The sequence below is a fragment of the Janibacter endophyticus genome (assembly GCF_016888335.1).
GTDB lineage: Bacteria > Actinomycetota > Actinomycetes > Actinomycetales > Dermatophilaceae > Marihabitans > Marihabitans endophyticum.
This window is the reverse complement of record NZ_JAFEJG010000004.1, coordinates 2458002-2470970: the sequence shown is the minus strand read 5'-3', so window position 1 is coordinate 2470970 and position 12969 is coordinate 2458002. Positions and strand designations below refer to the sequence as shown.

The 12969-nt window shown below is 68.8% G+C and carries 8 protein-coding genes; 3 read left to right on the top strand and 5 right to left on the bottom strand.

Annotation, left to right across the window (positions count from 1 at the left end):
• Nucleotides 1–22: 22 nt before the first annotated feature.
• The 5 genes from narI to JNO54_RS11800 are packed head-to-tail and all read right to left on the bottom strand — an operon-like array spanning nt 23 to nt 7724.
• Entirely contained in the window at nt 23–775 is a 753-nt protein-coding gene (gene narI / locus JNO54_RS11820) for a respiratory nitrate reductase subunit gamma (protein WP_204144073.1), read from the bottom strand.
• Nucleotides 772–1560: a nitrate reductase molybdenum cofactor assembly chaperone gene (gene narJ, locus JNO54_RS11815; protein ID WP_204144703.1), complete on the bottom strand. Its 789-nt coding sequence runs from the start codon at nt 1558–1560 to the stop codon at nt 772–774. The genes narI and narJ overlap by 4 nt, the downstream gene beginning before the upstream one ends.
• Nucleotides 1560–3248, bottom strand: coding sequence for a nitrate reductase subunit beta (gene narH / locus JNO54_RS11810; protein WP_204144072.1), 1689 nt, complete (start codon nt 3246–3248; stop codon nt 1560–1562). Before narH ends, narJ begins: the two co-directional genes overlap by 1 nt.
• A 1-nt stretch (nt 3249) precedes the next feature.
• Complete coding sequence (locus JNO54_RS11805; protein ID WP_204144071.1) at nt 3250–6972, bottom strand: nitrate reductase subunit alpha; 3723 nt, start codon at nt 6970–6972, stop codon at nt 3250–3252.
• Entirely contained in the window at nt 6969–7724 is a 756-nt protein-coding gene (locus JNO54_RS11800) for a helix-turn-helix transcriptional regulator (protein WP_233703237.1), read from the bottom strand. The genes JNO54_RS11805 and JNO54_RS11800 overlap by 4 nt, the downstream gene beginning before the upstream one ends.
• A gap of 278 nt (nt 7725–8002) precedes the next feature.
• Here JNO54_RS11800 and JNO54_RS11795 point away from each other — a divergent pair, with 278 nt between their 5' ends.
• The 3 genes from JNO54_RS11795 (at nt 8003) to glgX (ending at nt 12963) form a co-directional block, all read left to right on the top strand.
• The gene (locus JNO54_RS11795; protein WP_233703236.1) at nt 8003–9289 is read left to right on the top strand and encodes an MFS transporter; all 1287 of its coding nucleotides are present in this window, start codon (nt 8003–8005) and stop codon (nt 9287–9289) included.
• Nucleotides 9290–9340: 51 nt separating this feature from the next.
• Nucleotides 9341–10735 carry an MFS transporter gene (locus JNO54_RS11790; RefSeq protein ID WP_204144069.1) on the top strand — a complete coding sequence of 465 codons (1395 nt, stop codon included), beginning with the start codon at nt 9341–9343 and terminating at the stop codon, nt 10733–10735.
• Between the two features lie 83 nt (nt 10736–10818).
• The gene (glgX, locus tag JNO54_RS11785; protein WP_204144068.1) at nt 10819–12963 is read left to right on the top strand and encodes a glycogen debranching protein GlgX; all 2145 of its coding nucleotides are present in this window, start codon (nt 10819–10821) and stop codon (nt 12961–12963) included.
• Nucleotides 12964–12969 lie beyond the last annotated feature (6 nt).

Here is a 12969-nt window from a genome sequence, read left to right as displayed (position 1 = left end):
GGGCCCGGGCGCAGCGCCCGGGTCAGTCCTTGCGGGTGAGCTCGGGCTTGTCCCAGCCGCGGCGGGGCGCCGAGGTGCCGGTGCCGTAGCCGGTGCGGCTGTCGCTCGAGCGGTAGACGAGGTACGGACGGGTGAGGTAGCCGAGCGGGGCGCTGAAGACGTGCACGAGCCGGGTGAAGGGCCACATCGCGAAGAGGATCATCGCGACGAGCGCGTGCGCCTGGAAGCCGAAGGGGGCGGAGGCCATGAGCTCGGGCTCCGGGGTGAAGGTGAAGATGCTGCGCCACCACGGCGAGACGCCCTCGCGGTAGTCGTACTCGCCGCCGAAGCGGAGCAGCGAGCCGGCGATGGTGTTCCACATCCCGAGGATGATCACGAGGCCGAGGAAGAAGTACATGACCTTGTCGTTGACCGTCGTCGCGCTGAAGACCGGGCCGGTCGTCCGGCGGCGGTAGACGAGGATGATGAGACCGACGAGGGTCGCGATGCCCGCCGGGATACCGCCGGCCAGCGCGATGACGTGGTACGTGTGCGCGCTGATGCCCAGGGCGTCGGTCCAGACGTTGGGGATGACGAGCCCGAGGATGTGGCCGAAGACGACGCCGAGCATGCCGAAGTGGAAGAGCGGGCTCCCGATGCGCAGCAGCTTGTCCTCGTAGAGCTGCGAGCTGCGGGTGGTCCAGCCGAACTTGTCGTAGCGGTAGCGCCAGAAGTGCCCGACGAGGAAGGTGGCCAGGGACAGGTACGGGACGATGACCCAGAGGAAGGTGCTCAACGGGGGGCTCCTACGGGGATGGTGGCGCCGAGGTCGGCAGGACGAAGGGGGGTGCTCGCGCCGGCGGTCTGCCCGGGGGAGTGGGAGGAGCAGTCGTGCCCGGACATCGGGGTCACGAGGTGCTCGTCGAGCGCCGGGTCGAGGGCGAAGGGGGACTGGTCGATCCCGACCTCCTCCTGGGGCGGCCCCTGGGCGATGAGCCGGCCGAGGGCCTGCTCGTCGTCGCCCTGGAGCTCGGGGAGGGTGGCGCGCAGCGCCTGGACGACGGGGAGCCACGGGGACTCCTTGCCCTTGAGCGCGGTGTAGAGCAGCTCGACGCCGACCCGGTGGTCGTTGAGCAGCTTCCATGCCGTCTGCGGGTCGGTCGTCGCCCCGAACTCGAGCAGGACGCAGAGGTGGTCGGGCAGCTCGAGACCCTCGTCGGCGAGCTCGACTCCCGCCCGGCGGTAGGCCTGCTTGAACTGCACGAGCGCCGCCCCGCGCTTGCGGGTGTCGCCGTGGAGGAAGTACGTGAGGTGCAGCGCGCAGCGCCGGGTGACGTCGAAGGTGTCGACGTAGTCCGCCTGCAGCCGCGCCAGCGGCGTCGACTCGAGGTGGTCGAGGAAGACGCCGAGACGCTCACCGACCTCGGTGGACACCCCCGTCGCGCTCTCCCGGAGAACCGGGACGAGGCCGACCAGCCGCTCGTCCGGGTAGTCGAGCAGCAGCGAGATCATCTGCCAGGCGTCCGCCTGCGACCGGCCGTCGACCGACGGCTTGGCGCGGCGGTGCCGCCGCCAGGGCATCACGACCGGTCACCCGCTCCCTCGCGCCGGCCCGAGCCGTCGCCCGGGAAGAGACCCTCGGGCGTGCCCTTGCCGTCCCAGTTGAGCAGGTTGACCCGGCCCTTCTTGCTGCCGCCGGAGACGAGGTCGTCGGAGGTCTGCCGCTCCTGGAGCATGTGGAAGTTCTCCACCGCGACGGGCGTCATCGCGCCGCGACCGGAGCCCTCGCCGAAGGGACCGGACGGGTCGTCCATGTCGGTGTCGTAGCCGGAGACGGCGCAGTCCGTCGCGAGCTCCTCCAGACCGTGGGCCTGCTCGCCGTGCGCGGTCGGGATGACGTAGCGCTCGTCGTACTTGGCCAGCGCGAGGAGGCGGAACATCTCGTACATGTCCTCCTCGGACATGCCGACCGCCGCGGGGATCTCCTCGCGAGGGTCACGTCCGAGGTTGATGTCGCGCATGTAGGAGCGCATCGCCGCGAGCTTCTTGAGCACCTCGTCGACCGGGCGGACATCGCCGGCGGTGAAGAGGTTGGCGAGGTACTCGACGGGGATGCGCAGCGCGTCGATGGCACCGAAGAGGTTGTCGACGTCCTCGCCGTCGTAGCCGGTGTCCTTGATGACGTCGACGACCGGCGAGAGCGGCGGGATGTACCAGACCATCGGCATCGTCCGGTACTCCGGGTGGAGCGGCAGAGCGACCTTGTAGTCCATGATCAGCCGCCGCACGGGCGACCTCTTCGCCGCCTCGACCCAGTCGCCGGGGATGCCGGCCTCCTCGGCCGCACGGGCGACCGCGGGGTCGAAGGGGTCGAGGAAGACCGAGCGCTGCGCCTCGTAGAGCTCGTGGTCATCCTCCACCGAGGCCGCGTCGAGCACCGCGTCGGCGTCGTAGAGCATGATCCCGATGTAGCGCAGCCGACCGACGCAGGTCTCCGCGCAGACGGTCGGGATGCCGACCTCGACGCGGGGGTAGCAGAAGGTGCACTTCTCGGCCTTGCCGGTCTTGTGGTTGAAGTAGACCTTCTTGTACGGGCAGCCGGTGACGCACATGCGCCAGCCGCGGCACTTGTCCTGGTCGACGAGGACGATGCCGTCCTCGGAGCGCTTGTAGATCGCGCCGGAGGGGCAGGACGCGGCACAGCTCGGGTTGAGGCAGTGCTCGCAGATCCGCGGCAGGTAGAACATGAAGGTCTGGTCGAACTCGAACTTCACCTTGTCCTCGATGCCCTTGAGCATCGGATCCTTGACCGCGTGCTCCATCGAGCCGCCGAGGTCGTCGTCCCAGTTCGCCGACCAGGAGACGTTCATCTTCTTGCCGGAGATCAGCGAGTACGGCTGCGCGACGGGGAAGTTCTTCTGCGCCGGGGCGTTGAGCAGGGTCTCGTAGTCGTAGGTCCAGGGCTCGTAGTAGTCCTGGATGCTCGGCATCTTGGGGTTGGAGAAGATGTTGAGCAGCTTGCTCAGCCGACCGCCGGCCCTCAGCTTGAGCCGACCGTTGGCGGCGCGCTCCCAACCGCCCTTCCACTCGTCCTGGTCCTCGTAGCCACGCGGGTAGCCCAGGCCGGGGCGGGTCTCGACGTTGTTGAACCAGACGTACTCGGTGCCGGCCCGGTTGGTCCATGCCTGCTTGCAGGTGACCGAGCAGGTGTGGCAGCCGATGCACTTGTCGAGGTTCATGACCATGGCCATCTGTGCCATGACGCGCATATCAGTACTCCACGTTCTGGTTGGTGCGGCGGCGGATCATCGTGACCTCGTCCCTGTTGTTGCCCGTGGGCCCGATGTAGTTGAAGAAGTAGGACAGCTGCGCGTACCCGCCGATGATGTGGCTCGGCTTGACGAGGATGCGCGTCAGGCTGTTGTGGATGCCGCCGCGCCGCTTGTCGGTCTCGGTGAGGGGCACGTCGATGAGGCGGTCCTGGGCGTGGTGCATGTACACCGTGCCCTCCGGCATCCGGTGGCTGACGACCGCACGCGCGGCGACGACACCGTTGCGGTTGACCGCCTCGATCCAGTCGTTGTCCTTGACGCCGATCTTCGCGGCGTCGATGTCGGACATCCACACCGTCTGCCCGCCCCGGCTGAGGCTGAGCATGAAGAGGTTGTCCTGGTACTCCGAGTGGATCGACCACTTGTTGTGCGGGGTGAGGTAGCGCACCGAGACGCCGAGCTCGTTCTGGTCGCCGATCGGCGCCTCGCCGAAGAGCCGCGTCATGTTGAGCGGCGGCCGGTAGACCGGCAGCCCCTCGCCCATCCCGATCATCCAGTCGTGGTCGATGTAGAACTGCTGCCGGCCGGTGAGGGTGTGGAAGGGCTTGTGCCGCTCGATGTTGATCGTGAAGGGCGAGTAGCGGCGCCCGCCTGACTCGCTGCCCGACCACTCCGGCGAGGTGATGACCGGGACGGGCGCGGCCTGGGTGTCGGCGAAGGTGATCTGCTTGCCCTCGTGCTCGGCCGAGAGGTCGTGCAGCTGGGTGCCGGTCCGCTTCTCGAGGAACGTGAAGCCCTGGGTCGCGAGGTGGCCGTTGCTCACGCCCGAGAGGTGCATGATCGCGTCGGCGACCTGGATGTCGGTCTCCATCTTCGGCTGGCCGTCGCCGGCACCCCCGCGGGTGACGCCGTTGCGCTGCCGCAGGATGTCCATCTCACGCTGGACGTCGTACTTGACGCCCTTCGTGAGCATGCCGACCTTCTCCATGAGCGGGCCGATGGCGATCATCTTCTCGTAGACCGAGGCGTAGTCGCGGGTGACCTCGGCGAGGACCGGGAGGGTCTTGCCGGGCACCGGCTCGCACTCGCCCTTCTTCCAGTCGAGGACGCGGCCGTGGACGGTCGCCATCGCCTCGGGGGTGTCGTGCCACAGCGGCTTGGCGACGACGTCCTTGCGTGTGCCGAGGTGGTCGGCGGCGAGCTCGGAGAAGCGCTTCGCGATGACCTTCCACGTGTCCCAGTCGCTCTTGGACTGCCAGGGCGGGGAGATGGCCGGGTTGAAGGAGTGCACGAAGGGGTGCATGTCGGTGGTGTTGATGTCGTGCTTCTCGTACCAGGTCGCGGCCGGGAGGACGACGTCGGACAGGAGCGTCGAGCTGGTCATCCGGAAGTCGAGGGTGAGCAGCAGGTCGAGCTTGCCCTCGGGCACCTCGTCGGGCCAGGCGATCTCCTCGGGCCGCATGGACTCGCCGGCCTGGCGGGCCTTGACGGCGTTGTCGGTGCCGAGCAGATGCTTGAGGAAATACTCGTTGCCCTTCGCCGAGGAGCCGAAGAGGTTGGCCCGCCACAGCGAGAGGATCCGCGGGTGGTTCTCCTCCGCCTCGGGATCCTCGATGGCGAACCTCAGGGATCCCTCCTTGAGGGCCTTCACCACGTACTCGCCGACGGGCACGCCGGCCGCCTCCGCCTCGTCCGCGACGCTCAGCGAGCTGCGGTCGAACTGCGGGTACGACGGGGTCCAGCCGAGGCGGACGGACTGGGCGAGGAGGTCCATCGTGCTCCTGCCCTCGAAGACACCGGTGCTGCCGTTGACCTCCTCGGCGGTGAAGGTGTCGTAGCGGTACTGGCTCGTGTTGACGTACCAGTACGCCGTCTGGTTCATGTGCCGCGGCGGGCGGATCCAGTCGAGGGCGAAGGCCATGTGCTGGAAGCCCATGATCGGGCGGACCTTCTCCTGGCCGACGTAGTGCGCCCAGCCGCCGCCGTTGCGGCCCTGGCAGCCGGTGATCGTCGTGAGGACGAGCATCGCGCGGTAGATCTGGTCCGAGTGGTACCAGTGGTTCGTGCCGGCGCCCATGAGGATCATGCCGCGGCCGGTGGTGTCGATCGCGTTCTGCGCCCACTCGCGGGAGAGCCGGATGATCTGCTCGACCGGGACGCCGGAGATCTCCGCGCCCCATGCCGGGGTGGCCGGGACGCTCGGGTCCTCGTACCCCGTCGGCCAGGTGCCCGGCAGGCCGTCTCGACCGACCCCGTACTGGGCGAGCATGAGGTCGAGGACGGTGGTCACGACGTGGTCGCCGACCCGGCGCACCGGGACGCCACGACGCTCGGTGCGCGCGGCACCCTCGACGTTGTCGAAGCGCGGCAGCTCGACCTCGGCGGTCTCCTCGGAGCCGTAGAGCGAGAGCTGCGGACGGATGTCGCCGAGCTCGAGGTTCCACCGGCCGGCGCCCTCGTCGCCGAAGCGGTGCCCGATCGAACCGTTGGGGATGACGACCTCGCCGGTGGCCTCGTCGATGACCGCGGTTTTCCACATCGCGTTCTCGGACTCACGCTCGGCGTTGTCGAAGTCGCCCGCGACGAGGAACTTGCCGGGCTTGTACGCCATGCCGCCGCCGCCCTCGACGCCCACGGGCTCGAGGCTCACGAGGTAGGGCAGGTCGGTGTACTGCTGGTTGTACTGGGTGAAGAAGTCGACCTGCTGGTCGGCGAAGTACTCCTTGAGCACGACGTGGCCCATGGCCATTGCCAGCGCACCGTCGGTGCCGGGCGCCGCGGCGACCCACTCGTCGGCGAACTTCACGTTCTCCGCGTAGTCGGGGGCGACCGCGATGACCTTCTGCCCGCGGTAGCGGGCCTCGGTCATCCAGTGCGCGTCAGGCGTGCGGGTCAGCGGGACGTTGGAGCCCCACATGATGAGGTAGCCCGCGTCCCACCAGTCGCCGGACTCGGGGACGTCGGTCTGGTCGCCGAACATCTGCGGCGAGGCGTTGGGCAGGTCCGCGTACCAGTCGTAGAAGGAGAGCATCGGCGCGCCGATGAGCTCGTTGAAGCGGGCGCCGGACGCGTAGCTCACGGGTGACATCGCCGGGATGGGGGAGAAGCCCGCGATGCGGTCAGGGCCCCAGCGCTTGATCGTGTAGACGTAGGCCGCCGCGATCATGTCGGTGACCTCCTCCCACGTCGACCGGACGAGGCCGCCCTTGCCGCGGGCGCTCTTGTACCGCTTCGTCGCGTCGGGGTCCTGCACGATCGAGCCCCACGCGACGACCGGGTCGCCGTACTGCTTCTTGGCCTCGCGGAACATCTCGAGGAGGACGCCACGGACGTAGGGGTAGCGGACCCGGGTGGGGGAGTAGGTGTACCAGGAGAAGGCCGCGCCGCGGGGGCAGCCGCGGGGCTCGTACTCCGGGCGGTCGGCGCCGGTGCTCGGGTAGTCGGTCTGCTGCGCCTCCCAGGTGATGATCCCGTCCTTGACGTAGACCTTCCACGAGCACGAGCCGGTGCAGTTGACGCCGTGGGTGGAGCGCACGACCTTGTCGTGGCTCCAGCGGTCACGGTAGAAGCTGTCGCCGGACCGCCCGCCCTCGAGGTGCAGCGCGCGCTGGTCCGGGGAGACGCCGCCCCTGGTGAAGAAGCGTCGGGTCCCGACGAGGGCCGCGGAGAGCGGCCCGTCGAGGCCGGCCGATCGGGGCAGGTCGGTGGACGAGGTGGTCATGTGCGGGCTCCTCGGGTGGGGGCGAAGGGCGTGCGGGTGGTCATGTGCGCCAGGCAGCGATGCGGCTCGACGAAGGGGGTGAGGCTGAGCTCGACGTCATCCTCGCCGAAGACCTCGAGCGTGCCGCGCATCAGCCCTCGATGGACGGCGCAGACCACCTCGGGGTGGGTGCGGGCCAGCGGGAGGAAGGGGCAGTGGACGAGGTCGACCTCGGCGGTGCGGCCGCCGTCCTCCGTGCGCAGGCTGGGGGTGTACCCCCAGTCGCGGAGCACGTCGATCATCAGGCCGACCTTGCTCAGCCAGGCGCCGGCGGTGCGCGCGGGCTCGGTGCTCGGGGCGACCTCCACGATCCCGGGGGCGTGACGGTGGGCCCAGGCCGCGCCGGCCTGCTCCGCGGTCAGGGGGGTGTCGTCCGGCCCGCGCTCGGCAAACATCTCCGCGAGGAGGCCGGCGAGGACCGCGTAGGACTCCGAGGTGTCGGCGGCGTGGAGGTTGCCGGCCGGGACGGCGTACTTCTTGCTCGGGCGGCCGGCGCCGTGCGAGCGGACGAAGTGGCTGGTGAGCAGCCCTGCGGCGACGAGCTGGTCGAGGTGGAAGCGCACGGTGCTCGCGTGGAGGCCGACCTGAGCGCCGATCTCACGTGCCGTTAGTCCGTCCTCACGGGCGCTCCCGTCAAGATTGGCGAGCGTGTCGACGATGTCGCGCCGTACTGCTGAGCGCAGCAGCCCGGGGGCCTCGTCAGAGGTGCTCATGCGCGTCAGTGTGCCAGATACAAGCAATTTTCACGAGGGCGGCGACACGGCCTCTCCGGCGGACATTTCCGACCTGGAGATGTTGCGTAATCACCTCGCAGCAAGGGTCGTTGAGGGTGTACGGCGATGTGGTCGGGCCGCGTGACGGCATGGTGCAGGAGCGTGTACGATTCGCTATTGTGATGAATAAAGAGGAACTGCTGACGACGGGCTCCGGAGCCGTCGAACCCCCTGCGCGCGACGGGTCGGGCGGTTCCGGGGCCACACGCGTCCTCGTGATGTCGACCCTCGCGTTCACCCTGATGTTCGCCGTCTGGCTGATGTTCGGCGTGCTCGGCGTCCCGATCCAGAAGGAGCTCGGTCTCTCCGACCCCGAGCTCGCGTGGGTCTCGGCGGTGGCGGTCCTCAACGGCTCGATGTGGCGACTGCCCGCCGGCATGCTCACCGACCGGGTCGGCGGCCGGGTCGTGACGATCGCGATGCTCCTGCTCACCGCGGTCGCGTGCTTCTTCGTCGCCCAGGCCAACACCTACGCGATGCTCCTCGTCCTCGCCTTCCTCGTCGGCTTCGCCGGCAACCTCTTCAGCGTCGGCGTCGCGTGGAACTCCGCGTGGGCCCCGCGCGAGAAGCAGGGCTTCGCCCTCGGCGTCTTCGGCGCCGGCAACATCGGCGCCTCGGTCACCAAGCTCCTGCTCGTCCTCGCCCCCGGGCTGCTCACGGCCACCGCGGGTGCGACCTACTTCGGCTTCATCGAGGGTGGCTGGCGGATCTTCCCGGTGATCTACTCCGTCGCGCTCGTCGTCGTCGCAGTCCTCACCTTCCTCGTCGTCCCGCGACACGACCGCAAGGCCGGCGCCGGCAAGCCGATCGGCGAGATGCTCCAACCCCTCAAGCAGCTGCGGGTGTGGCGCTTCAGCCTCTACTACGCCGCGGTCTTCGGCGCCTACGTCGCGCTCTCCGCCTGGATGCCCAAGTACTACGTCGACACCTTCGGCCTCGAGCTGCGCACCGCGGCGCTGCTCACCTCGGTCTTCATCTTCCCCGCGTCGCTGCTGCGCCCTGTCGGCGGCTGGTTCTCCGACCGGATCGGCGCCCGCAAGGTCATGTACGGCACCTTCGCCGTCATGCTCGTCACGAGCGGGATCATGATGATGCCGAACGGGCACATCGCCATCAACCACGCGGACGGCTCGACGACCGAGCACCTCGGCTACGCCATCGGCGTCGCCCCCTTCACCGTCCTGCTCTTCCTCCTCGGCTGCGCCATGGGTATCGGCAAGGCGGCGGTCTACAAGCACATCCCTGAGTACTTCCCCGACAACGTCGGCTCCGTCGGTGGGCTCGTCGGCATGCTCGGCGGGCTGGGCGGCTTCTTCCTCCCGCTCCTCTTCGCCTACACCAAGCAGTGGAGCGGCTTCCCGACGAGCACCTTCTTCGTCGTCTTCCTGCTCACCGCGGTCTGCTTCCTCTGGATGCACTGGACGGTCGTGCGGATGCTGCACGCCGAGTCGCCCGACCTCGCCGACCACTTCGAGTCGCCCGAGCTGGCGACCTCCCGCGCCTGACCGGCGCCCACCCCTTCGCCCCCGCACCACTGACACGAAAGAGACGAGACGATGAGCGCACAGACAGCCCGATCAGGCGGTGAGTGGCTGGAGTCCTGGGACCCGGAGAACGAGGAGACCTGGGACAAGGGCCTGGCCTGGAAGACCCTGTGGGTCACGACGTTCTGCCTCACCCTCGCGTTCGTCGCGTGGTTCCTGCCGAGCGCGATCATCCCCAAGCTGAACGCCCTCGGGTACGAGTGGTCGCAGAGCCAGCTCTACTGGATGGCGGCGATGCCGGGTCTGTCGGCCGGCCTCATGCGGCTCATCTGGATGGTGCTGCCGCCGATCCTCGGCACCCGCAAGATGGTCAGCCTCACGACGCTCCTGCTGATCTTCTCCACCCTCGGCTGGGGCGTGCGCGTCCAGGAGCCGACAGCGCCCTACTGGGAGCTCATGGTCCTCGCCTTCCTCGCCGGCGTCGGCGGTGGTGCCTTCTCCGGCTTCATGCCGAGCACGAGCTACTTCTTCCCGCGGCGCATGCAGGGCACGGCCCTCGGTCTGCAGGCTGGGCTGGGCAACTTCGGCGTCTCGCTCGTCCAGCTGCTCACCCCGTACCTCATCGCGCTGTCCGGCCTGGCGATCTTCGGCGGCAGCCAGATGCTCACCCAGCCCGGCAAGCAGCCCGTCGAGGTCTGGTACCAGAACGCCGCCTTTATCTGGATCCCGCTCATGGTCATCGGCGCGGTCATGGCGTGGACGATGCTGCGGTCGGTGCCGATCCAGGCCAACATCAAGCAGCAGTTCGACATCTTCTCCAACCAGGACACCTGGTGGATGACGCTGCTCTACATCATGACCTTCGGCACCTTCGCCGGGCTCTCCGCGCAGTTCGGCCTGCTCATGGCCAACCTCTACGGCATCGGCAACCCCGACATCGTCCAGGGTGCCGGCGCCTCCGCGCAGGTCCTCGTCGAGGGCTACCAGGTGCCCGACGTCGTGAAGTTCGTCTTCCTCGGCCCGCTCGTCGGCGCCGGTGCACGCGTGCTCTTCTCGCCGCTCACCGACCGCATGGGCGGCGCGATCTGGACGCTCATCTCCGGGATCGGCCTCATCGTCTCGATCGCCTTCACGATGACCGCGCTCACCCCGGACACCTCGTCGGCCGCCGCGCTCGATGCCGGCTTCACGAAGTTCCTCTGGGGCATGCTCGCGATCTTCCTCTTCAGCGGCATCGGCAACGCCTCGACCTTCAAGCAGATGCCGATGATCTTCGAGCGCCGCCAGGCCGGTGGCGTCATCGGCTGGACCGCAGCCATCGCCGCCTTCGGCCCGTTCTTCTTCGGCGTCGGCGTGACCACCCTCGGTGCGGTCGCGTTCTTCGGCATCGGAGTCGCCTGGGCCGTCATGTGCGTCGCGCTCACCTGGTGGCGCTACGCGCGACCGGGGGCGCCCAAGCGCAGCTGACCGTCCAGGGTCGATACGGGCGACGGGGGGAGGCCGGGCTAGGCTCGGCATCCCCCCTTCGTCACACCCCACCAAGGAGACCTGTGGAGATCTGGCCCGGCGCCCCCTACCCCCTCGGCGCCACCTACGACGGTGCAGGCGTCAACTTCGCTGTCTTCTCCGAGGTCGCCGACCGGGTCGAGCTGTGCCTCGTCGGCGACGACGGTGACGAGACCCGGATCGAGCTCACCGAGGTCGACGCCTTCGTGTGGCACTGCTACCTCCCGGGGATCCAGCCGGGTCAGCTCTACGGCTACCGCGTGCACGGCCCCTTCGACCCCGATGCCGGCCACCGCTGCGATCCGACGAAGCTCCTCCTCGACCCCTACGCGAAGGCGATCGAGGGGCAGATCGAGAACGACCAGGCGATCTTCTCCTACGACTTCACGGACCCGGGCCGGCGCAACGAGCTCGACAGCCTCGGCAAGACGATGCTCTCGGTCGTCATCAACCCCTTCTTCGACTGGGGGCACGACCGCCCACCGCGGCACGAGTACCACGACAGCGTCATCTACGAGGCCCACGTCAAGGGCCTGACGATGACGCACCCGGAGGTTCCTGAGGAGATCCGCGGCACCTACGCCGCCATCGCTCACCCGGCGATCATCGAGCACCTCCAGGGGCTGGGGATCACCGCCATCGAGCTGCTCCCGGTGCACCAGTTCGTCCAGGACACCACGCTCCAGGACCAGGGCCTGTCGAACTACTGGGGCTACAACACCATCGGCTTCCTCGCCCCGCACAACGGCTACGCCTCCGGCGGCCGCGGCCAGCAGGTCACCGAGTTCAAGACGATGGTCAAGGCGCTGCACGAGGCCGACATCGAGGTCATCCTCGACGTCGTCTACAACCACACCGCCGAGGGCAACCACCTCGGGCCGACGCTGGCCTTCCGCGGGCTCGACAACGCGAGCTACTACCGCCTCGTCGACGACGAGAAGAGCCACTACTACGACACGACGGGCACCGGCAACAGCCTGCTCATGCGCAGCCCGCACGTGCTCCAGCTCATCATGGACAGCCTGCGGTACTGGGTCACCGAGATGCACGTCGACGGCTTCCGCTTCGACCTCGCCGCGACCCTGGCCCGGCAGTTCCACGAGGTCGACAAGCTCTCGGCCTTCTTCGACCTCATCCAGCAGGACCCGGTGATCAGCCAGGCCAAGCTCATCGCGGAGCCGTGGGACATCGGCGACGGCGGCTACCAGGTCGGCAACTTCCCGCCGCTGTGGACCGAGTGGAACGGCAAGTACCGCGACACCGTCCGCGACTACTGGCGCGGCGAGGGCGCCACCCTCGGCGAGTTCGCCTCCCGGCTCACCGGCAGCTCCGACCTCTACGAGCACTCGGGCCGACGCCCCTTCGCGTCGATCAACTTCGTCATCGCCCACGACGGCTTCACCCTGCGCGACCTCGTCTCCTACAACGAGAAGCACAACGAGGCCAACGGCGAGGACAACCGCGACGGCGAGAGCCACAACCGGTCGTGGAACTGCGGCGTCGAGGGACCGACCGACGACCCCGAGGTCCTCACCCTGCGCGCCCGGCAGCAGCGCAACCTCCTCGCGACCCTGCTGCTCAGCCAGGGCGTGCCGATGCTCGCGCACGGCGACGAGCTCGGACGCACCCAGGGCGGTAACAACAACGTCTACTGCCAGGACAACGAGATCGCCTGGGTCGACTGGGACCTCGACCTGCCGGGCCGGCAGCTGCTCGAGTTCACCCGCGCGGTCGTGGCCCTGCGGCGTGACCATCCGGTCTTCCGCCGCCGGCGGTTCTTCGCCGGCCGCGCCGACCACGGGGGTGAGAGCGAGCGCCGCGACATCGAGTGGTTCCGCCCCGACAGCGGGCACATGGGAGAGGCCGAGTGGGGCGACAGCAACGCCGGGGCGATGATGGTCTTCCTCAACGGGCAGGCCATCGACGAGCCGGACGAGCGTGGACGCCGCCTCGTCGACGACGACTTCCTCCTGCTCTTCAACGCCTGGCACGAGCCGGTGGACTTCGTCCTGCCGGGGTCGGCCTACGGGGACAGCTGGGAGTGCTGCGTCGACACCGCGGCCGAGGTCGTCGACGACGCCGAGCACGGTGCGGGTGCCGCCCTGACCCTCAGTGGTCGCAGCGTCGTCGTCCTGCGGCACCGTCGCTCGGCTCCGGTCCCGACCCCCGGGACGAGCACGCAGACCTGACCCGGC